Raw genomic sequence first — 21,536 nt, 5'->3', positions numbered from 1 at the left:
AGCCATGGAACTCGCCTGGTTCGGCCGCGCCACACTCGCTTTCGCGCTATTGTCCAGCAGTCCCCTGCACGGACAGCAGACTGAACCGAACCTCCGCCCGGCGCTCGAGCCGCAGGGCGCGGCGCGCGGCAAGGCCCGCTGCGGCCCCTGTTGCGGAAAGAATCCCGCGGCGCAGGCGCGTGCGACGCAAGGCATCTCGGCGGCCAACCCGGCCAAACCCTACGTCGGCAAGGATCGCTACGACAACGTGGTGGTCTGGCAGGGGACGCTCTTCTACTCGCTCACCCCGGGTTCGTCGCCCGGGTTCGCGGTGAGCTACCCGACGCTGGAAAAAGCAGGCGGCAGCCTGGCGGCCTACTATGCACTGGTGCAGGTCACGACCAATCCCGGCAAGGATGCCGCGGGCCTGCCGCGGAGCTTACGCGACAGGGTCAGGGCGTTCCGGGTGACGGAGAACATCTGCGCGGCGCGCGGCAAGGCCTTGGCCAATCCGCAGTTCGGCAGGGGTGGCGGGATCCAGTACTACCTGTCTCCTGACGACGCGGGCAGACTCATTCCGGAACGAATCAGGCCGATCTGAGGGGCGGACGGATCAAACCACCGACCCCAGCTTGAAGATCGGCATGTACATCGCAATCACCAGCCCGCCGATCAGGACGCCCAGGATCACCATGATCAAAGGCTCCATCAGCGAGGACAGCGCCGCCACCGCCTCGTCGACTTCCTCTTCGAAGAAGTCGGCCACCTTGCCCAGCATGGCGTCGAGCGAACCGGATTCCTCGCCGATCTGCACCATCTGGATCACCATGTTGGGGAACACGTTGGCGTTCTGCATCGAGATCGTCAGGCTGGTGCCGGTGCTGACTTCGTTCTGGATCTTCTTGGTCGCTTCCAGGTAGACGTCGTTGCCCGAGGCGCCGCCGACCGAGTCGAGCGCCTCGACCAGGGGCACGCCGGCCGCGAACATGGTCGACAGGGTGCGGGTCCATCGCGCGATCGTGGCCTTGCGGATCACGGCGCCGAAGATCGGCAGGCGCAGCAGCAGGCGGTCCATCGCCTGCTGCATCTTGCGCGAGCGCTTCCAGGCCTGGAAGAAGAAGTACAGGCCGGCGAAGAGCCCGCCGAAGATCAGCCACCACCATTCCACCACGAAGTCCGAGATGCCCATCACGATCAGGGTCGGGGCGGGCAGGTCGGCGCCGAAGGTCTTGAACACTTCCTTGAAGGCGGGGACCACCCAGATCATGATGATCGCGGTGACGACGAAGGCGATCGCGATGATCGAGATCGGGTACATCAGGGCGGACTTGATCTTGCCCTTGATCGCCAGTGTCTTTTCCTTGTAGATCGCCAGGCGGGTCAGGAGGTCTTCCAGGATGCCGGCCTGTTCGCCGGCGCCCACCAGGTTGCAGAACAGCGGGTCGAAGTAGACCGGGTACTTGCGGAAGGCGTTGTTCAGGCTGGTGCCGGTCTCGACGTCGTTGCGCAGGTCCATGATCAGCTTGGACATGGACGGGTTGGCGTGGCCCTTGCCGACGATGTCGAAGGCCTGCAGCAGCGGCACGCCGGCCTTCATCATGGTGGCCAGCTGGCGCGTGAACAGGGTCAGGTCCTTGTCGGTGATCTTGCGTCCGCTGCGATAGGCCTTCTTCTTGACCTTGGTGACCAGGATGCCCTGGCGGCGCAGCGTGACGTTGACGATCGCCTCGCCGCCGGCGCGCAGTTCGCCGCGCACGGTCTTGCCGGTCTTGTCCTTGCCTTCCCAGGCATAGACCGCTTCCTTGACCTGCGCTCCTGCGCGGCTCCGGGGTTGTAGGGAGGTAGCCATATGTCCTTGTCGCCTATTCGTTGGTGCAGCCGAGCACTTCTTCGAGACTCGTGAGTCCTTGTTTCACCTTCATCAGGCCGGAGCGGCGCAGCGAGTTCACGCCTTCCTTCTCGGCCTGCTCGGCGATCTGCATCGAATTGCCGTGCGCCAGGATGAGGGCCTCGATTGCCGGCGTGATCGGCATGATCTGGTAGATGCCGACCCGGCCCTTGTAGCCGGAGCCGAGGCAGCGGTCGCAGCCCACCGGGCCATAGGGTTTCCAGCCGCCTTCCAGGTCGCTGTCGCGGTAGCCGGCCGCCAGCAGCACCTCGCGCGAGGTCTCGAGCGGCTGCTTGCAGCCGCACAGGCGGCGCGCCAGGCGCTGCGCCGTGATCAGGATCACCGAGGAGGCGATGTTGAAAGGCGCCACGCCCATGTTCATCAGGCGCGTCAGGGTCGAGGGCGCGTCGTTGGTGTGCAGGGTCGAGAACACCATGTGGCCGGTCTGGGCGGCCTTGATCGCGATGTCGGCGGTTTCCAGGTCGCGGATCTCGCCGACCATGATGATGTCCGGATCCTGGCGCAGGAAGGACTTCAGCGCCACCGGGAAGGTCAGGCCGGCCTTGTCGTTGACGTTGACCTGGTTCACGCCGGGCAGGTTGATCTCGGCAGGGTCTTCGGCGGTCGAGATGTTGATGCCGGGTTTGTTCAGCAAATTCAGGCAGGTGTACAGCGACACCGTCTTGCCGGAGCCGGTCGGGCCGGTGACCAGCACCATGCCGTAGGGACGCGAGATGGCGTCCAGCAGCAGCGCCTTCTGCTCGGGCTCGTAGCCGAGCGCGTCGATGCCCATCTGCGCCTGGGTGGCGTCGAGGATACGCATGACGGTCTTTTCGCCGAACAGCGTCGGCAGGGTGGAAACGCGCAGGTCGATGGTGCGGGTGGGGCTGACGATCAGGCGCATGCGGCCGTCCTGCGGCACGCGCTTTTCCGAGATGTCGAGCTTGGCCAATACCTTGATGCGCGAGACCAGCTTCTCGCGGATCGACAGCGGCGGATTGGCGTGGTCGCGCAGCAGGCCGTCCACGCGCATGCGGATCCGGTAGTACTTCTCGTAGGGCTCGAAGTGGATGTCCGAGGCGCCCATCTGCACCGCATCCATCAGGATCTTGTTCAGGAAGCGCACGATCGGCGCATCCTCGACGTCGCTGCTGGCGTCGGGCGGCGCCACCGGCTGCGCCTCTTCCTCGGCGAACTCGATGTCGGCGCCTTCGCCGGCAAGTTCGTTGAGCGTCGCTTCGGCGCTCTTGGCCAGCTTGTCGAGCAGCTTGAGCAGGACGTCGTGGGCCACGATCACCGGCTCCACCGAGGACTCGCTCTGGAACTTGATCTGGTCCAGGGCCTGGATGTTGGTCGGGTCGGACAGCGCCACCGACATCTTGTTGCCGCGCTTGGCCAGCGCGACGACGCGCTGCCCCTGCATCAGCTTGGCGTCGATGGCGGCCGCAGGGATGGCCTCGAGCGCGAAGCAGGACAGGTCGAGCAGCGGGTAGCCGAAGGTCTCGGCGCAGAAGCTGGCCAGGGCGCCGGGCTCGATGATGCCGCTCTCGAGCAGGGCGTCGATGAACGGCGTCTTGTCGGCGGCGGCCTTTTTTTGCAGCGTGTCCGCCTGCCCCAGGCTCAGCCGCCCGGCCTGCACGAGCGCCCGCGCCAGTCCCGACAGGGGCGCACCGGTGATCGTGTTGGGAAGGACTGCTGCCATAGGGGACTGGGCTGGAAGACGGAGTGTTACCCGGGGTGGATTCTCTGGATGATGCCTACAGGCATCAAATTTGTAAAGCGTGCCGTGCCCCGGGAGATGCGTGCGCGCCACGACCATGGTGCAGCCGATAACGCTTGTGGTCGGGCCGACAAGCAGTATGGTTCAGGTGACAATGGTTTGTATTGACGGCGCCGGGCGCGGCGGTTTGAGCGGCTTCATGCAAGGACACCGTGGTGGGATGCTTGCACGATCAGGTTCCCGCCTGCGCGGGAACGACGGTCTTCAAGCCAACGCAACGCGTTATCGTGTCTCTATGGCCGCTGTCTTCCAAGCCGTCGTTCCCGCGAAGGCGGGAATCCAAGAGAGGGTTCTAGCGCAATGCCGGTCGCTTGGCGCCACGAGCCAGCGCCGGCGCCGCCGTCTCCAGCTTGAACACCGACAGCGCGCTGGTGAGCTGCGTGGTCTGCTCCGCCAGCGACTCGGCCGCCGCCGAGGCTTCCTCCACCAGCGCCGAGTTCTGCTGGGTCATCTGGTCGATGCTGCCGATCGCGCGGCCGATGTCGTCGATGCCGGCGCTCTGGCGGGCGCCCGCGGCGCTGATCTCGGCCATGATGGTCTGCACCTTGCGCACCGATTCCACGATCTGGCCCATGGTCACGCCGGCTTCGTCGACCAGCGCGCTGCCGGCGCTCACTTTCGACACCGAGTCGCCGATCAGTTCCTTGATCTCCTTGGCCGCCGCCGCCGAGCGCTGCGCCAGGTTGCGCACTTCGCCCGCCACTACCGCGAAGCCGCGCCCCTGTTCGCCGGCGCGCGCCGCCTCCACGGCCGCATTCAGCGCCAGGATGTTGGTCTGGAAGGCAATGCCGTCGATGACCGAGATGATCTCCACGATCTTGTTCGCCGAGCTGTTGATGTCGCCCATGGTGCTCACCACGCCGCCCACCACCTGGCCGCCGCGGGTTGCGATGCTGGTCGCGGTCTCCACCAGGGCATTGGCCTGGCTGGCGGCGCTCGCGTTCTCGCGCACGGCGCCGGTCAAGGATTCCATCGAGCGGGTGGTGCGGTCCAGGCTCTCGGCCTGCGATTCGGTGCGGCGCGCCAGGTCGGCGTTGCCGCTTGCGATTTCCGAGCTGGCCAGGGCGATGGTGTCGGCCGACAGCTTGATCTCCGCCACCAGGGTCGCCAGGCGGCCGCGCATTTCCTTCAGCGCCACCAGGAGGCTGCCCTTGTCGCCGGCCTCCAGGCGGATTTCGGTCGACAGGTCGCCGGCGGCCACGGCCTGGGCGATCTCGCGGGCGTATTCGGGTTCGCCTCCCAGTTGCTGCCAGATGGCGCGCACCACGAACCACGAGACCAGGGCCAGGCTGGCGATCACGATCAGTGCGGTCGCGATCATCGCGATCATGACCTTGTTGACGCTGTTCTTGCTGGCTTCGATGCCGGCCGCGAACTGGCGCTGGGCCGCTTCGTTGACCTTGGCCAGGTCGCCGTTCAGCACGGCGAGGGCCGACTGCATCTTGCCGACCACCGCCTGCGGGTCGCCTTGCTCCATCTCGAGCATGATGCGCGCGGCCGACAGGGCCGGCGCGTAATAGGCGTCGAATTCCCTGGCCAGGCGCGTGCCGGTGTCCTGCTGTCCGGGAATCTGCTTGAATGTTTCCAGCCTGGCGCGCAGCTTGTCGGCCTGCTCGCCGACCTGGCCGATCTTGTCCTTGTCGCCTTCGGCGACCGCGTCCTGCAGGCCGTCCGTGACGGCGGCGACGTCGAGGATGAGCGCCTTGGAGGCATCGAGCACCGGGTAGTCGACGCTGGCGGTGGTGGTGATCGACGTCAGCGCGCCGTTCGCGATCATCGCGCTGGCACCGGCGCCGAGGCCGAAGATAATGGCGGAAATGACGGGCAGTGCCCAGATCCTGCGCTTGATGCTCATGTTGATGTCTCCAGAATGCATAAACCGCCGGCGGCGCTGGGCCGACGGCGGGTGCTACCTTTAAGGTGAAGCTTGCTTACTGTGCCGAGTAGACCACCTTGACGCTGCCGTCCACGGCGCTCTTGTCGATGTAGCCGATGGCCTTCGGGTTGGCCGCGACCGCTGCCTTCACGGCGGCATTGTCGGCGACTTCCTTCGGCATCGTGGCCTTGCCGGTGAAGACCAGCTTCGACCACAGGGCCTTGGCCTGGGCGGCATCCTTGTCCGTCACCTTCTTGTAGAACTCGGCGCGGACCGGGTTGGCATCGGCCTGGTCGATCGGCGTCATGGCGGTGGATTTACCCAGGAAGAACTGGGCAATCTGCTCCTTGGTCATCGAGGCTTCGGCAGCCTTCGGGTTCACCACCACGACCACTTCGGCCATGGCCGCAGTGGGAACGACACCGGCCGCAACGAGGGCGGCTGCAGCAAACAGCTTTGCGATCATCTTGTGCATGGTCCGCTCCTTAGAACACGAAATCGAGGGCCACGGCGCCGACGACGACGTCACCCTTGAAGGTCGGCTGGGCGTTCACCAGCAGGCCGGTGCCGTTCTTCGGCTTGACGCGGTCGATCTGCGCCTTCAGGGCGATCGAGCTGGCGAAGTCCCAGCGGAAACCGAAGCTGCTGGTCGACTGCTCGCCCTGGCCGACGCCGGTGTTCGGCAGGCGGCGCACGCCGGCGCCGAGCTGCTGCATGGTCGGGGTGCAGGCCGCCGGGTAGCCGGCCGGGCAGGCCGCCGGCACGGTGTTGACGACGGCGCTGTCGATCTTCAGTTCGGCGTGGCTGACGTAGGGCATGAACTTGCCGATGCGGTAGCCGCCCATCACGTACCAGGCGCTGGTGTCGTTGATGTAGGCCTTGGTCTTGCGCTTGGCGTACTCGGACTGGACGACGATGTTGTTCCAGTCCATGGCCAGGCCCAGCGAGCTGAACGACGCACGCTTTTCGTTGGCCTGGATCTCATTGGCCAGGGTCACCAGTTGCGGGAAGCGGTAGCCGGCGCCGGCGGCGCGCAGGCCGCCCAGCAGGGTGTTCAGCGAGACCGAATCGTCGATGGTGACCTTGGCGGTCGCATGGCCGGCGCGGACGGTGAAGGGGCCGTGCTCGGCAGTGATGTTCAGGGCGACGATCTGCTTGCCCTTGGCGTGGATGTTGCCGGACAGCGCAGACTTCACGCTGCCGTAGGCCAGCTGGGAGGTCAGGCTGGTGTCGCCGAAGCCGTGCTGCCAGGTGAGGTCGACGCCGTCGATGCTGTTGAAGGGCACCTGCGAGTAGACTTCCGCTGCCGGACGCACGGTGTGGTTGGCGTAGCCGACGTTGCGGTAGTCGGAGATCATGAACACCGGCAGGCCGACGCGGCCGACGCGCACGCTCAGCTCATCCGAGATGCGGGCCTTGGCGAAGGCCCAGCTCAGCTCGGCGCCGTAGCCCGCTTCGGCATCCTTGCGCACCAGGCCCTGGGCGGTCAGCGACAGCCAGCTGTTGACCGGCATGTCGGCCTGCAGGCCGAGGTTCGAGTCGATGCCGGTGCGGAAGTCGCGCGACGAGCCTTCGGCCTGGTTCGGACGGGCGAACTCGGCGTGGCTGGTGTCGGCATAGGTCAGGGCGCCGGTGCCGAAGCCGCTGATCTTTACGGAAGGGAAGCCGCCGCCGTCTTGCGCATAGGCCGTCGAGACTGCCAGCGGAAGCGCCAGCAAGGTAGCAATTACACGTTTCTTCATCATCATTCTTGTTACGTCAGCTGCTCGGAAAGGATGGCGCCGCAAAGGCAGCAAGCAGGCAGCGCCGTGAAACTCTGGAAATGATTCTATCCAGGGAGCAATTTGATGCAAGTCAAATGATGACAATTGGTGACAATTTCTGTCGAATTGTCATTACATGTTGTGCAATTGAAACAGCAGCTTGTCAGATCAGTTCCACCAGTGGCACGTCGGCCCGGCCGGCGGCAGCTGCGCCTGCACGGCGCGGTGGACGATGCCTGCCTTGACCGCCCCGTCGGCATCGAAAATGCGCGCATTGCCGGTCAGGTTGCTGCGGATGTCGGTGGCGCAGCCGGCGGCGGTGGTGGCATCGAGGAAGATGCTGGCATAACGCTCGGCGTCGAAATCGAGACAGTCGCGCCATTCGGACACACGCGAATGGTCGGCCGCGACCAGGCTGCCGAAACCCCAGTGCAGCGGGTGGATCAGGAAGCGCGTGCCGGGGCAGGCGTAGCGCTTTTGCCCGGCAAGGAAGATGACCACGGCCACCGATTCCACGCTGCCGATGTTGTGGGTGGTGAGCGGCACCGGCAGCGACTTCAGGAAGAAGTACAGCGCGAAGCCGGCCGTCATGTTGCCGCCCTCGCTGGACATGTGCAGTTCGATCTCGGTCGCGCCGTTTTGCAGCGCCTGCAAGCAATTGTTGCGGATACTGCTGGCGGAATGATGGTTGATCGGCCCGATGAAGTGAACGATATGCAATGCCATGGCTGCTCCCGACACGATGAGAATCAGCATAGCAAGAATCAAGCGCCGGCCGCGTCCGGAAGAGCCTCAGCTACCCCGGTAGGTCGAGTAGGACCAGGGCGTCATCACCAGCGGCACATGGTAGTTCTGCGCGCTGTCGAAGACGCCGAAGGCGATCGTGACGCGGTCGAGGAAGCGCGGCGAGGGCAGGTCCACGCCCTGGGCGGCGAAATAGTCGCCGGCATGGAAGACCAGTTCGTACTGGCCCGGGCGCAGCAGTTCGCCTTCCAACAGCGGAGTGGCGCAGCGGCCGTCGCCGTTGGTGACATCCTGCTTGATCAGGGTGCGGCCGGCCGTGCCGACGCCGTACAGCTCGATCTTGACGCCGGCGCCCGGGCGGCCGTGGGCGGTGTCGAGGACGTGGGTGGAGAGTTTGCCCATATCAGCAGGATGAGTGAAGGTATGCGGGCAATCATATACCGTTGTGCTTCCTGCAATATATGATCGCCGATATACCCGCCTTCTTCCGAACCCATGGACACTTACTCGAATTATCCGCGCGACCTGGTCGGCTATGGCCGCAATCCGCCACATGCGCAATGGCCCGGCGGCGCGCGCGTGGCCCTGCAGTTCGTGCTCAACTACGAAGAGGGCGGCGAGAATTGCGTGTTGCACGGCGACCCGGCCTCCGAGACCTTCCTGTCCGAGATCATCGGCGCGCAGCCCTTCCCGATGCGTCACATGAGCATGGAGTCGCTCTACGAATACGGCTCGCGCGCCGGCCTGTGGCGGGTGCTGCGCCTGTTCGAGGAGCGCGGGCTGCCGCTCACCGTGTTCGGGGTGGCGATGGCGCTCAAGCGCCATCCCGAGGCGGTCAGCGCGTTCCGCGAACTGGGCCACGAGATCGCCTGCCACGGGCTGCGCTGGATCTCGTACCAGAACGTCGACGAGGCCCTTGAGCGCGCCCACATGCTGGAAGCGGTGCAGATCATGCGCGAACTCACCGGCGAGGCGCCGCTCGGCTGGTATACCGGGCGCGACTCGCCCAACACGCGCCGCCTGGTGGTCGAGCACGGGGGCTTCGCCTACGACGCCGACCATTACGGCGACGACCTGCCGTTCTGGCAGTTGGTCGAAACACACGACGGCCGCCGGGTGCCGCACCTGGTGGTGCCCTACACGCTCGACACCAACGACATGCGTTTCGCCGCCATGCAGGGCTTTAATTCGGGCACCCAGTTCTTCGACTACCTGAAGGACGCCTTCGACCTGCTGTACCGCGAGGGAGATCCGGCCGGACTGAACCGGCCAAAGATGCTGTCGATCGGCCTGCACTGCCGGCTGGTCGGGCGGCCGGCGCGCGCGCAGGCCCTGGCGCGCTTCCTCGACTACGTGCGGAGCCATGATGGGGTCTGGATCACGCGCCGCATCGATATCGCGCAGCACTGGAAAAGCGTGCATCCTTTCCTACAATGAAGGGCAGGGCGATTCATAAGATATGCAAATATATTGATAAGTAATATATAGATTGTCTTATAAGTCGCATGCCTCCGGGTGGTAGCCTTCCGCCCTTGCTTGAAAGAGAACGATATGTCAGAGCCGATCCGCTTCTATTACCGCGGCGCCGTCCAGGAAGTGCGGGACGTGCAGCCGACGCAGACCATCCTGCAGCACCTGCGGGAAGACCTGCACTGCACCGGCACCAAGGAAGGCTGTGCCGAGGGCGACTGCGGCGCCTGCACGGTGGTGATCGGCTCGCTGGAAGACGGCCGGCTTGCCCTCAAGGCGGTCAATTCCTGCATCCAGTTCACGCCCACGCTCGACGGCAAGGCCTTGTTCACGGTGGAAGACCTGCAGCAGCCCGACGGCAGCCTGCACCCGGTGCAGCAGGCCCTGGTCGAGTGCCACGCTTCCCAGTGCGGCTTCTGCACCCCCGGCTTCGCGATGTCGCTGTGGGGCATGTACCTGAAGCAGGAAGGCCACGGGCCTTCCGGCCGCCAGCCCTCGCGCTGCCAGATCGACGATGCGCTGTCCGGCAACCTGTGCCGCTGCACCGGCTACCGCCCGATCATCGACGCGGCCCGCCGCATGGTCGAGCTGCCGCCCGCCGCTTTCGACCGCGCCGCGCTGGCCGAGCGCCTGCGCGTCCTGCAGCGCACCCAGGGCTTCACCTATGAGGCGGGAGGAGGGCGCTTCCACGTCCCGCGCACGCTCGCCGAACTGGTGCAGCTGCGCAGCGCATTCCCGCAGGCCCTGCTGCTGGCCGGTTCGACCGACGTCGGGCTCTGGGTCACCAAGCACATGCGCGAGCTGAACGACATCATCTATCTCGGCCAGGTGGATGAACTCCGCACGCTGGCCGAATCCGGCGGCATGCTGGAGATCGGCGCGGGCGTGAGCCTGAACGATGCCTACGCGGCCCTCTGCCGCCACTATCCGGATGAATTGACGGAGATGTGGCAGCGCTTCGCCTCGCTGCCGATCCGTAACGCGGGCACGCTCGGCGGCAACGTCGCCAATGGCTCGCCGATCGGCGATTCGATGCCCTGGCTGATCGCCCTGGGCAGCCAGGTGGTGCTGCGCGGCGCGGCGGGCGAGCGCGTGCTGGCGCTGGAAGATTTTTATCTCGGCTACCAGCAGAAAGACCTGCAGCCGGGCGAGTTCGTGCAAAGCCTGCGCATTCCGCTGCCGCGCGCCGGCCTGCGCTTTCGTACCTATAAACTGGCCAAGCGCTTCGACCAGGATATCTCGGCCGTGTGCGCGGCCTTTGCCATCACGCTCGACGGCGACACGGTGGCCGGCGCCCGCATCGCTTTCGGCGGCATGGCGGCCACGCCCAAGCGCGCGGCCAAGGCCGAAGCGCTTCTCGTCGGCCAGCCATGGAACGAAGCTTCACTGCGCGCTGCGATGGACGCGCTGGCCCAGGAATACGCGCCGCTGAGCGACATGCGTGCGTCGAGCAGCTACCGCATGCTGGCGGCGCAGAACCTGCTGCGGCGCTTCTGGTTCGAAACCCGCCTCGAGAATCCGCTGCCCGTTGGCGCGGTGAATGCCTTCGCGGCCGGCGCTTGACGAGGAGAATGGACATGAACGACGCAGGCACCCCCATCCTCGATGCCGCCCAGTGGACCGAAGTCGGGCGCGCGCGCCCGCACGAATCGGCCGTGCTGCACGTGCTCGGCCAGGCCACCTACACCGACGACATCCGCGAAACCGCCGGCACCCTGCATGCGGCGCTGGGCCTGTCCGGCCGCGCCCATGCGCGCATCCTCGGTATCGACCTGGAACCCGTACGCGCCAGCCGCGGCGTGGTCGCTGTCTTGAGCGCGCATGACATCCCGGGCCTGAACGACTGCGGCCCGATCATCCACGACGACCCGATCCTGGCGGACGGCCTGGTCCAGTACCTTGGACAGCCGGTGTTCATCGTCGTCGCCGACAGCCACGACAACGCCCGCCGCGCCGCCAGGCGCGCAATGATCGACTACGAGGACCTGCCGGCGATCCTGAGCCCGCAGGAAGCGCGCGCCGCCCAGTCGTATGTCTTGCCGCCGATGCGCCTGGCCAGGGGCGACGCGGAACGTGCGTTCGCAGGGGCGCCGCACCGCGTGAAAGGCGAGCTGCTTGTGGGCGGCCAGGAACAGTTCTACCTCGAAGGCCAGATCGCCTACGCGATCCCCGGCGAAGACCATGGCATGCACGTCTACTGTTCGACCCAGCACCCGAGCGAGATGCAGCACGTGGTGGCGCATGCGCTCGGCCTGCATTCGCACCACGTGACGGTCGAGTGCCGCCGCATGGGCGGCGGCTTCGGCGGCAAGGAGTCGCAGTCGGCCCTGTGGGCGGCGGCCGCGGCGATCGCAGCAAGCGCAACGCGCCGCCCGGTCAAGCTGCGCGCCGACCGCGACGACGACATGCTGGTCACCGGCAAGCGCCACTGCTTCCACTACGAATACGAAGTCGGCTACGACGGCGAAGGGCGCATCCTTGCCGCCAAGGTCGACATGGTCACGCGCGCCGGTTATTCGGCCGACCTGTCCGGCCCGGTCGCGACGCGCGCCGTCTGCCACTTCGACAACAGTTATTACCTGTCCGACGTCGACATCCGCGCCGCCTGCGGCAAGACCAATACCCAGTCGAACACCGCCTTCCGCGGCTTCGGCGGGCCGCAGGGCGCGATCGCCATCGAGTACGTGATCGACGAGATCGCGCGCAATCTCGGCCGCGATGCGCTCGACATCCGCCGCCTGAATTTCTACGGCCGCAGTGGCAGCAACGAGCGCAATGTCACGCCCTACGGCCAGACGATCGTCGACAACGTCATCCACGAACTGGTGGCCGAGCTGGAACAGAGCAGCGACTACCGGGCGCGCCGCGCGGACATCGACGCGTTCAACCGCGCCAGCCCGGTGCTCAAGAAAGGCCTGGCGCTGACCCCCGTGAAGTTCGGGATCGCCTTCAACGTCACCCACCTGAACCAGGCGGGCGCGCTGGTGCACGTCTACGTGGACGGCTCGATCCTGGTGAACCATGGCGGCACCGAGATGGGGCAGGGCATCAATACCAAGGTGATGCAGGTGGTGGCGCACGAACTGGGCGTGGACCTGGCCCGGGTACGCGCCACCGCCACCAATACCAGCAAGGTCGCCAACACCTCGGCCACCGCCGCCTCGACCGGGGCGGACCTGAACGGCAAGGCCGCGCAGGACGCCGCGCGCAAGATCCGCGACCGGCTGGCCGCCTTCGTGGCATCGCAATTCGGCGGCGATCCATCGGAAGTCCGTTTTGCCGACGACACCGTGTTCGTGAACGGAGAAGCGCTGCGCTTCGGCGAAGTGGTGGCCAAGGCCTACCTGGCCCGGGTGCAGCTGTGGTCCGACGGCTTCTATGCCACCCCCGGCCTGCACTGGGACCCGAAGACCATGAACGGCCGTCCGTTTTCCTACTACGCCTACGGCGCGGCGGTGTCGGAAGTGGTGGTGGACACGCTCACCGGCGAATGGAAGCTGCTGCGCGCCGACGCGCTCTACGACGCCGGCAACTCGCTCAACCCGGCGATCGACATCGGCCAGGTCGAAGGCGCCTTCATCCAGGGCATGGGCTGGCTCACCACCGAGGAACTGTGGTGGAACCCGGCGGGCAAGCTCATGACGCATGCGCCCTCGACCTACAAGATCCCGGGCGTGTCCGACTGCCCGGAAGACTTCCGTGTGCGCCTGTTCCGGAACCGCAACGCCGAGGACAGCATCCACCGCTCCAAGGCCGTGGGCGAGCCGCCGCTGCTGCTGCCGTTCTCGGTGTTCTTCGCGATCCGCGACGCCATCTCCGCGCTCGGCGGGCACCGGGTGAACCCGCCGCTGAATGCGCCGGCCACCAGCGAAGAGATCCTGAAGGCGGTCGCCTTCGTGGAAGCGGCGAGCGCCCCATGACCGACTGGTTGCCCAGCGCCTTGCACGCGCCGGCAGTGCTGGTGACGGTCGCCCGCGTCGAGGGTTCGGTCCCGCGCGAGCCGGGCGCGCGCATGCTGGTGGATGCGCATGGCTTTCGCGGCACCATCGGCGGCGGCCACCTGGAGCACCGCGCGCTGGAAATGGCGCGGGCCATGCTGCAGCAGGGGAGAGAGGCGCATGTCGAACGCTTTCCGCTGGGGCCGAAGCTGGGGCAGTGCTGTGGGGGGATTGCGTGGCTGGCGTTCGAGATGGCGGATGCCGAGCAGTTGGCGCTGCTCGACAAGCGGCGCAATGAAGATACATGGCGTGTGGTTTCCGTAGGATGGGCGGGTTCCCCGCCCACGCGTTCAACTAACGGAAGCTTAGCCGAGCATTCATCTTCAGCTGAACGCGTGGGCGGGAGACCCGCCCACCCTACAACTGCGTTGTTCGACGGGAGTGGGCGACTGCTTGCCGGCGTGGGCGCTCCCCCATTCGACCGCACCCAAGGCACCCACCTCTTCCAGGACGACGCCGGCCGCCTCTGGCTGCGCGATGCCGTGCTCGCTCCGCGCGCCCACCTGATGCTGTTCGGCGCCGGCCACGTCGGCGCCGCCATCGTCCGCGCCCTGGCCGAACTGCCCTGCCGCGTCACCTGGGTCGACGAGCGCGAGGACCTGTTCCCGGCGCACGTGCCGGCCAACGTGACGATCGAAGCCACCGACACCCCCGAGGCGCTTGTTGAAAAAGCAGCATCCGGCACCACCTTCCTGGTCATGACGCACAGCCATGCACTTGACCTGCAGCTCTCGCACGCGATACTGTCGCGTCCCGCTGCGGAAAATTGGTTCGGCCTGATCGGATCGGATACCAAGCGCCGCCAGTTCGAGCACCGCCTGCGCGAGCGCGGCATCGATGCCGCGCGCCTCGACGCGATGGTCTGCCCGGTCGGCTTGCCCGGCATCGAGGGCAAGGCCCCGGCCGTGATCGCGGCCTCCGTGGCGGCCCAGCTGCTCCAGGTATGGGAAGCAGCCGCCCGCCAGCCACACGTTTCAACGGAATTCAACTAAATGTCCAGCGCACCCAACAACGTGCAAGCCTACCGTGCGAGCTTGCTGCACTTTCACGCCGACCCGGCTTTCACCGGCGACGCCCATGCCTGGCACGAGGACGGCCTGCTGGTGGTCGAGGATGGCCGCGTCAAGGCGGCCGGCGACCATGACGCCCTGGCCGGCACGCTGCCGCCAGGCGTGACCCCGCACGACTACCGCGGCCAGCTCATCACCCCGGGCTTCATCGACACCCATCTGCATTATCCGCAGACCGACATGATCGCCTCGCCGAGCCCGGGCCTGCTGCCCTGGCTCGAGACCTACACCTTCCCGACCGAGCGCCGCTTCGAGGATCCGCAGCACGCGCGCGCGACCGCCGAGTTCTTCCTCGACGAGCTGCTGCGCTGCGGAACCACGACGGCCGTGGTCTACTGCACCGTGCATCCGCAGTCGGTGGACGCGTTCTTCGAGGCCAGCGAGGCGCGCAACTTGCGCATGGTGGCCGGCAAGGTGCTGATGGACCGCCATTGCCCGGACTTCCTGCGCGACCTCGAGGGCGGCGTCGGCACCAGCGCCGACCTGATCGAGAGGTGGCACAAGCGCGGCCGCCAGCTATATGCGATCACCCCGCGCTTCGCGCCCACCTCGACCGACGCCCAGCTGCGCGCCACCGCTGAACTAGCCAAGGCCTATCCGGACACCTTCATCCAGACTCACGTCTCGGAGAACAAGGACGAGTGCAGCTGGGTGGGCGAGCTGCATCCGCAGGCGCGCAGCTACCTGGACGTCTACGAGCGTTTCGGCCTGATGCGCCCGCGCGCCCTGTTCGGCCATTGCATCTGGCTGGACGACGAGGACTTCGCGCGCATGAGCGCCACCGGATCGGCCGCGGCGGTGTGCCCGACCTCCAACCTGTTCCTCGGCAGCGGCCTGTTCGACTTCGAACGGGCCGATGGCGCCCGCACGCAGCTTGCGCTCGGCACCGACGTCGGGGCCGGCACCTCGTTCTCGATGCTGCAGACCATGAACGAGGCCTACAAGGTGGCGCGCCTGAAGGGCAGCTACCTGCCGGCACTACGCATGTTCTATCTGGCCACGCTGGGTGCGGCGCGCGCCATGGGCCTGGAAGGCACGATCGGCAGCTTTGCGCCGGGCGCGGAAGCGGACTTCGTCGTGCTCGACCCAACATGCACGCCGCTGCTGGCGCGCAGGACGAAGCAGCTGGACTCGCTGGAAGAACTGCTGTTCGCGCTGGCGCTGTTGGGGGACGACCGCGCCATCCGGGCAACGTATTCGGGTGGAACGCGCGTTCATAGCCGCACATGATTTTGTAGGGTGGGCAGGTTTCCTGCCCACGCGCTCAACCAGGCAAGATCTACTCGTTCATCAGTTCAACCCGCAACTATCACCGCGTGGGCGGGAGACCCGCCCACCCTACCTGCGATATTGCCAACGCTAACTCAACCGTATAGAGTTGCGCGGTCCAATGCGGGCGCAAGTCCGCAACCAACCGCACCAGAGAGCCACATCCATGTACAAACAACTGACCGGCAGCGTCCTGCTCGCCATGGCCGTCGCCAGCGCCCCGCAGGCCGTGGCCAAAGTTCCCGCCAACGCGAACGAAGCCGCCACCGCGCGCCACTACGCCAGCCTGATCGCCGGCGAGCCGAAGACGGCCGAGCTGACCCTGTTCTTCACCCAGATGCCGAAGGGCGGCGACCTGCACCACCATTATTCGGGTTCGGTCTACGCCGAGCAGTACGTCGACTTCCTCGACAAGCAGGGCTACTGCGTCGACAAGCGCACCTACCGCATCGAGACGAAGAAGGAAGTGGTCGCCGCCGAGCGCGCCAAGCCGGCGGAACAGCGCAACTGCCTGTCGACCGCCGAGGTCTATGCCGACGACTATACCTACCGCGAGCTGCTGCAGCGCTGGTCGAACAAGGACTTCTACAACCACGGCGCGATCCAGCCGCCGCCGGACCGCCTGTTCTTCCAGACCTTCGGCTACTTCGGACCGGTGTCGAACGCGAACTTCCGCGAAGGCCTGCAGGAACTGAAAAAGCGCGCCATTGCCGAAAACGTGAGCTACATCGAGACCATGTTCAAGATGTCGCCTTTCGTCGTGAACAAGGATTTCGATGCCCAGGCCTGGAACAATGCCAACGACGACAAGGCCTTCGACGCCCAGATGGGCGCCTGGCTGGCGGTGCTGGAGCAGGACGCCGGCTTCAGGAAGCAGACCGAGGACTTCGTCGCCAAGATTCACGAGTCGGCCGAAGGCATCGACGACGAGCATTTCACCATGCGCTACCAGACCTACGTACTGCGCCTGCTGAACCCCTCGCAGGTGTTTTCCTCGATGGTCTCGGGTTTCAAGGCCGCGGCCATGAGCGACAAGATCGTGGGCGTCAATATCGTCGGCCAGGAAAGCACCATGGTCTCGATGCGCGACTACACCCTGCACATGAAGATGTTCCGCTTCCTGAAGTCGCGCTACCCGGAAGTGAAGGTGGCCATGCACGCCGGCGAGCTGGCGATGGGCGACGTGCCGCCGGAAGGCCTGAAGTTCCACATCGACCAGGCCCTGGTGGTGGCCAACGCCAACCGCATCGGCCACGGCCTCGACCTGGCGCACGAGAGCAATGCCCCGGCCATCATGGCCAGGATGCGCAAGGACGACATCCCGGTCGAGATCAACCTGACCTCGAACGCCTTCATCAGCGGCATCGAAGGGGCGAACCACCCGATCACCCTGTACCGTAAATACGGCGTGCCCTACGTGATCTCGACCGACGACGCCGGCGTCACCCGCCATACGCTGTCGAACGAGTACGTGCTGTTCGCCAGCCGCTACAAGCCGGACTATGCGGAAATGAAGCGGACCTCGTACAACAGCATCCGCTACGCCTTCCTGCCAGTAGCAGAAAAACAACGTTTGACCCGTCAACTGGACGAGCGTTTCGCCGCCTTCGAGGCCAAGATCGCGGCTCTGGCGAAAACCCAGGCAAAGCTGAAGTAATCCCTGCGAAGGCGCTCCGCCGTCAGTGCGGAGCGCCTTCCTGTCGTGTTCGGCGCGTGACTCTTCGACACTCGCTTAGTAAATATTCATCTTTTGTGGCCTTCCTGCTACAAAAAATCCTCTTCCTTCCCCGGTTTGGCGAAATTCTTATTAAAAAAATTTCGCTCAGGAATGCCGCCCTTATAATCCCGCCTTGTCATTTTGCTGGGAACCGAGCCGAGTCTGTTGCGTAGTAACAACGAGTTGCAGCGTATTTATACGACAAACGTATGAATGTCGAAGCCAAAACGAATTTGCCGGTTTGTTAACGGTCATGCATATTGGAGTTTGATTTCCAAAAGGCATTCCTCGTTTGACGGGCATCCGCAGCTTTCACATCCGGGTGTCACTTCGTTGAAATACTTGCACGTTAGACTTGCCGCCGCCAGCCGGCAGGACCGCCGGCGCACCAAGCAGCAACATAAAGATTGCAGTACTTGTAAGAGAGGGCAACCGTCGGCTGCCCGTTATAACTATTAAGTTCTTTTTGGGGTTATCAATGATCACTCAACAACAGATCCGGCTCACCAAACTGGCGCTGGCTTTGTCTGTTGCATTGGCTGCTACGCCGGCCTTCGCACAGAACACCACCTCGGCCATCGGTGGCCGTATCTCGGCCGCTGACGGCAAGCCGGCCGCCGGCGCCCAGGTGCAGATTGTTCACACCGAGTCCGGTTCTGTCAGCAACGTCACCACCGACGCGGAAGGCCGCTACGTTGCGCGCGGCCTGCGCGTAGGCGGTCCCTACACGATCATCATCACCAAGGACGGCGTCACCGAGCGCCGCGAAGGCGTGTTCGTCGACCTGGCCGAAACCGCCGCCGTCGACGCGACCCTGGGCCAGGCGATGCAGACCGTCACCGTGACCGGTTCGGCGGCGCGCTCGGAAATCTTCTCGAGCCAGGCGATGGGTTCGGTCACCGCGATCTCGCGCGCCGACCTGGAGACCCAGGCGTCGATCAACCGCAACCTGCAGGACTTCGCGCGTCTCGATCCGCGCGTGTCGCAGACCGACAAGGAACGCGGCGAAATGTCGGTGGCGGGCCAGAACTCGCGCTACAACTCGATGACCATCGACGGCGTGGCGATCAACGACACCTTCGGCCTGGAAGCCAACGGCAGCCCGACCGCCCGCCAGCCGATCTCGATGGAAGCCATCGCCTCGGTGCAGGTCAACGTCGCCAACTACGACGTGACCCAGCGCGGCTACACCGGCGCCAACGTCAACGCCGTCACCAAGTCGGGCACCAACGTGTACCACGGCGGCCTCTACTACGTGACCCGCGACGACCGCCTGGTCGGCAAGCGCTACAACCAGACCACCGACCAATACACCGACGCGCCGGAATTCAAGGACAACACCAAGGGCCTGTGGCTCAGCGGTCCGATCATCCAGGACAAGCTGTTCTTCTTCGCCCTGGCTGAAAACTACGAAAGCAGCCGCAGCGGTCCGGAATTCGGCGCCATCGGCAGCGGCACCGGCACCACCATCGGCATCAGCCCGAACCAGATCAACCGCATCCGCGACATCGCCCAAAGCCGCCACGGCTTCGACATCGGCACCACCGACGTCCCGTCCGGCACCAAGATGAAGGTCGAAGAGCGCATGCTCAAGCTCGACTGGAACATCAACGACAACCACCGCGCCAACCTGCGTTACTCGAAGACCTCGCAGAACGAGCCGATCTTCCCGGGCTTCTCGAACAGCGGCGTGGCCCTGAGCTCCTACTTCTACAACCAGGACAAGACCATCGAAACCCTGGTCGGCCAGGTGTTCTCGGACTGGACCGAAAACCTGTCGACCGAATTCAAGGTCTCGACCCGCGACTATGACTCGCAGCCGATCACCGCATCGAAGCTGCCGACCATGTCCTTCCAGTTCAGCGGCCCGCTGCCGTCGGATGCGCCGGCAGGCACCCGCACCGGCAACCGCTTCCTGAACACAGGTACCGAACAGAGCCGCCATAACAACGTGCTGGGCACCAAGACCCTGGACATCTATGCCGGCGCCAACTACCTGTGGGGCGACCATGAATTCAAGGTCGGCGCCGACTACACGCAGAACAAGGTGTACAACGCCTTCCTGCAGAACGTGTTCGGCAACTACACCTTCGCCTGCGACAACAACTTCAGCTACACCTTCGGCTCGATCAACTGCGCCAACGCGACCGCGGCCCAGATCGACGCTGCCATCTTCGAGAACTTCTCGCGCGGCCGTCCGACCTCGTACACCGTGCAGCTGCCGGTGGCTGGTGGTTCGCTGAACAATGCGATCGCCCAGTTCACGATGAAGAACACCGGTCTGTTCCTGCAGGATAACTGGACCGTCAACAAGAACCTGACCGTCAGCGCCGGCGTGCGTGTGGACTACACCGCCGTCAACAACCGTCCGCTGCAGAACCTGGCGGTCGCGGCGCCGACCGTGGCCGGCAACGCCGCCACCTTCCTGCGCCAGAGCGGCGGCTACGGTGTCGACAACACCCAGACCTTCGACGGCCAGAAGCTGTGGCAGCCGCGTGTCGGCTTCAACTACAAGTTCGATTCGGCACGTCCGACCCAGCTGCGCGGCGGCGCCGGCCTGTTCCAGGGCGCGGCCGCGACCGTGTGGATGTCGAACCCGTTCTCGAACCCGGGCGTCGCCACCCGCACCATCACCTGCTCCGGCTCGGCCGCAACCCGCTGCCCGTCCACCGACGGCCTGTTCACGCCTGACGTGAACGCCCAGCGTTCGGTCACCGGCTCGACCCCGGCGGCCAACGTCGACATCCTGTCGCCGGACCTGAAGCAGCCGTCGATCTGGAAAGCCAACCTGGCATTCGAGCATGAGCTGCCGGTCGGCGGCCTGGTGTTCGGCGCCGAACTGCTGGCGACCCAGAACAAGAACGCGATCTACTACCAGAACCTGAACGTGGGCGCACCGACCCGTATCGGCAAGGATGGCCGCGAGCTGTACTACAACGCCAACGGCCTGAGCGCGAACTGCTACACCTTCACCAACAACGCGATCAACAACGTCACCGGCTGCCAGAACACCAACAAGGCGCTGTCGAACCTGAGCTACGGCAACGTGCTGCTGGCCAAGGGCACCGACAAGGGCGACGCCCAGGTCGTGACCTTCTCGCTGACGAGCCCGACCCGCAAGGGCTTCGGCTGGTCGGTGGCCTATTCGCACACCAATGCGACCGAAGTCTCGCCGCTGACCTCGTCGACCTCGAACTCGAACTGGTCGGGCCGTTCGGTCTTCAACCCGAACGAGGACGTCGCCGCCAACTCGTCCTACCTGGTGAAAGAGCGTATCAATGCCCGCCTGTCGTGGGAGAAGCGCTTCTTCGGCAACTACCGCACCCGTCTCGGCGTCTTCTATGAAGGCCGCGAGGGCAAGCCGTACAGCTGGACCATCAACAACGACCTGAACGGCGATGGCCTGGCAGGCAACGACCTGATGTACATCCCGTCGGCCGAAGGTTCGGGCGAAGTCGTGTTCTACGGCGACACCGCGACCAACAAGAGCAACGAGGCGCGCTTCTGGGCGGTCGTGAACGCCAACGAAGTCCTGCGCAACGCGAAGGGCGGCGTGGTTGGCCGCAACAGCGACTTCTCGCCGTGGACCAACAGCTTCGACGTGAAGATCACCCAGGAACTGCCGGGCTTCTCGAAGAGCCACAAGGCCAGCTTCGCACTCGACATCCTCAACTTCGGCAACCTGCTGAACAAGAAGTGGGGCCGTATCGAGGAAGTGGGCTTCCAGTCGGCCGGCGCGCAGGCGCGCAGCTTCGTCGACTACGCCGGCCTGGATGCACAGGGCCGCTACGTGTACGCAGTGCGTAACAACGTGGAAGACCTGAACGTCCGCCAGGCCAAGGGCGAATCGCAGTGGGCCATCCAGGCAACCTTCAAGTACGAGTTCTGATCCGAACGCTTGAACCCATGCTTGTGATGTAAGAACGGCCGGTGGCGACACCGGCCGTTTTTCATTGGTTGAAGGCTCCCGTTCCTGGCCCGT

Annotated in this window: 15 protein-coding genes; 8 read left to right on the top strand and 7 right to left on the bottom strand. The window is 65.2% G+C overall.

The features are described from left to right. Positions 1–4: 4 nt before the first annotated feature. Positions 5–580 carry a hypothetical protein gene (locus tag ACK4S9_RS00150; protein ID WP_409720065.1) on the top strand — a complete coding sequence of 192 codons (576 nt, stop codon included), beginning with the start codon at positions 5–7 and terminating at the stop codon, positions 578–580. A gap of 12 nt (positions 581–592) precedes the next feature. Here the strand turns inward: ACK4S9_RS00150 and ACK4S9_RS00145 are convergent, their stop codons facing one another. The 7 genes from ACK4S9_RS00145 to uraH form a co-directional block, all read right to left on the bottom strand. Beyond that, the gene (locus ACK4S9_RS00145) at positions 593–1,828 is read right to left on the bottom strand and encodes a type II secretion system F family protein (protein WP_409720063.1); all 1,236 of its coding nucleotides are present in this window, start codon (positions 1,826–1,828) and stop codon (positions 593–595) included. 13 nt (positions 1,829–1,841) lie between these two features. Continuing rightward, the gene (gene pilB, locus ACK4S9_RS00140; protein ID WP_409720061.1) at positions 1,842–3,569 is read right to left on the bottom strand and encodes a type IV-A pilus assembly ATPase PilB; all 1,728 of its coding nucleotides are present in this window, start codon (positions 3,567–3,569) and stop codon (positions 1,842–1,844) included. Between the two features lie 370 nt (positions 3,570–3,939). Continuing rightward, a complete protein-coding gene (locus ACK4S9_RS00135) occupies positions 3,940–5,502 on the bottom strand; it encodes a methyl-accepting chemotaxis protein (RefSeq protein WP_409720059.1) in 1,563 nt (520 codons plus the stop codon). A 76-nt stretch (positions 5,503–5,578) separates the two neighbouring features. After that, entirely contained in the window at positions 5,579–5,989 is a 411-nt protein-coding gene (locus ACK4S9_RS00130) for a hypothetical protein (RefSeq protein WP_409720517.1), read from the bottom strand. 19 nt (positions 5,990–6,008) lie between these two features. Next, complete coding sequence (locus ACK4S9_RS00125; protein ID WP_409720057.1) at positions 6,009–7,265, bottom strand: hypothetical protein; 1,257 nt, start codon at positions 7,263–7,265, stop codon at positions 6,009–6,011. 189 nt (positions 7,266–7,454) lie between these two features. After that, a complete protein-coding gene (locus tag ACK4S9_RS00120) occupies positions 7,455–8,012 on the bottom strand; it encodes an ATP-dependent Clp protease proteolytic subunit (RefSeq protein ID WP_409720055.1) in 558 nt (185 codons plus the stop codon). Between the two features lie 66 nt (positions 8,013–8,078). Next, positions 8,079–8,432 (bottom strand): hydroxyisourate hydrolase, encoded by a 354-nt coding sequence (gene uraH / locus ACK4S9_RS00115; protein ID WP_409720053.1) that lies wholly within the window; start codon positions 8,430–8,432, stop codon positions 8,079–8,081. Positions 8,433–8,525: 93 nt separating this feature from the next. Here uraH and puuE point away from each other — a divergent pair, with 93 nt between their 5' ends. From puuE to ACK4S9_RS00080, 7 genes are all read left to right on the top strand, one after another. Next, positions 8,526–9,467, top strand: a complete 942-nt coding sequence (gene puuE, locus ACK4S9_RS00110) for an allantoinase PuuE (RefSeq protein ID WP_409720051.1) — start codon at positions 8,526–8,528, stop codon at positions 9,465–9,467. A gap of 114 nt (positions 9,468–9,581) precedes the next feature. Further along, a complete protein-coding gene (xdhA, locus tag ACK4S9_RS00105) occupies positions 9,582–11,063 on the top strand; it encodes a xanthine dehydrogenase small subunit (protein ID WP_409720049.1) in 1,482 nt (493 codons plus the stop codon). A 14-nt stretch (positions 11,064–11,077) separates the two neighbouring features. Further along, on the top strand, positions 11,078–13,420 hold the full coding sequence (gene xdhB, locus ACK4S9_RS00100; RefSeq protein ID WP_409720047.1) for a xanthine dehydrogenase molybdopterin binding subunit: 2,343 nt from the start codon (positions 11,078–11,080) through the stop codon (positions 13,418–13,420). Next, entirely contained in the window at positions 13,417–14,490 is a 1,074-nt protein-coding gene (xdhC, locus tag ACK4S9_RS00095; RefSeq protein WP_409720045.1) for a xanthine dehydrogenase accessory protein XdhC, read from the top strand. The genes xdhB and xdhC overlap by 4 nt, the downstream gene beginning before the upstream one ends. Then, complete coding sequence (gene guaD, locus ACK4S9_RS00090; protein WP_409720043.1) at positions 14,491–15,798, top strand: guanine deaminase; 1,308 nt, start codon at positions 14,491–14,493, stop codon at positions 15,796–15,798. A gap of 205 nt (positions 15,799–16,003) precedes the next feature. Beyond that, positions 16,004–17,494, top strand: a complete 1,491-nt coding sequence (locus ACK4S9_RS00085; protein WP_409720041.1) for an adenosine deaminase — start codon at positions 16,004–16,006, stop codon at positions 17,492–17,494. Positions 17,495–18,032: 538 nt separating this feature from the next. Then, positions 18,033–21,443, top strand: coding sequence for a TonB-dependent receptor domain-containing protein (locus ACK4S9_RS00080; RefSeq protein ID WP_409720039.1), 3,411 nt, complete (start codon positions 18,033–18,035; stop codon positions 21,441–21,443). The last annotated feature ends 93 nt before the right edge of the window (positions 21,444–21,536 follow it).

Source organism: Massilia sp. (assembly GCF_046293535.1).
GTDB lineage: Bacteria > Pseudomonadota > Gammaproteobacteria > Burkholderiales > Burkholderiaceae_D > Telluria.
Note: the sequence above shows the minus strand (reverse complement) of the source record. Positions and strands in the feature narration are given on the sequence as shown.

What these genes read in the sequence shown, in the direction of transcription:
- ACK4S9_RS00150 (WP_409720065.1), top strand. Translation starts at nt 5, where the DNA reads ATGGAACTCGCCTGGTTCGGCCGCGCCACACTCGCTTTCGCGCTATTG.
- ACK4S9_RS00145 (WP_409720063.1), bottom strand. Translation starts at nt 1,828, where the DNA reads ATGGCTACCTCCCTACAACCCCGGAGCCGCGCAGGAGCGCAGGTCAAG.
- pilB (WP_409720061.1), bottom strand. Translation starts at nt 3,569, where the DNA reads ATGGCAGCAGTCCTTCCCAACACGATCACCGGTGCGCCCCTGTCGGGA.
- ACK4S9_RS00135 (WP_409720059.1), bottom strand. Translation starts at nt 5,502, where the DNA reads ATGAGCATCAAGCGCAGGATCTGGGCACTGCCCGTCATTTCCGCCATT.
- ACK4S9_RS00130 (WP_409720517.1), bottom strand. Translation starts at nt 5,989, where the DNA reads ATGATCGCAAAGCTGTTTGCTGCAGCCGCCCTCGTTGCGGCCGGTGTC.
- ACK4S9_RS00125 (WP_409720057.1), bottom strand. Translation starts at nt 7,265, where the DNA reads ATGAAGAAACGTGTAATTGCTACCTTGCTGGCGCTTCCGCTGGCAGTC.
- ACK4S9_RS00120 (WP_409720055.1), bottom strand. Translation starts at nt 8,012, where the DNA reads ATGGCATTGCATATCGTTCACTTCATCGGGCCGATCAACCATCATTCC.
- uraH (WP_409720053.1), bottom strand. Translation starts at nt 8,432, where the DNA reads ATGGGCAAACTCTCCACCCACGTCCTCGACACCGCCCACGGCCGCCCG.
- puuE (WP_409720051.1), top strand. Translation starts at nt 8,526, where the DNA reads ATGGACACTTACTCGAATTATCCGCGCGACCTGGTCGGCTATGGCCGC.
- xdhA (WP_409720049.1), top strand. Translation starts at nt 9,582, where the DNA reads ATGTCAGAGCCGATCCGCTTCTATTACCGCGGCGCCGTCCAGGAAGTG.
- xdhB (WP_409720047.1), top strand. Translation starts at nt 11,078, where the DNA reads ATGAACGACGCAGGCACCCCCATCCTCGATGCCGCCCAGTGGACCGAA.
- xdhC (WP_409720045.1), top strand. Translation starts at nt 13,417, where the DNA reads ATGACCGACTGGTTGCCCAGCGCCTTGCACGCGCCGGCAGTGCTGGTG.
- guaD (WP_409720043.1), top strand. Translation starts at nt 14,491, where the DNA reads ATGTCCAGCGCACCCAACAACGTGCAAGCCTACCGTGCGAGCTTGCTG.
- ACK4S9_RS00085 (WP_409720041.1), top strand. Translation starts at nt 16,004, where the DNA reads ATGTACAAACAACTGACCGGCAGCGTCCTGCTCGCCATGGCCGTCGCC.
- ACK4S9_RS00080 (WP_409720039.1), top strand. Translation starts at nt 18,033, where the DNA reads ATGATCACTCAACAACAGATCCGGCTCACCAAACTGGCGCTGGCTTTG.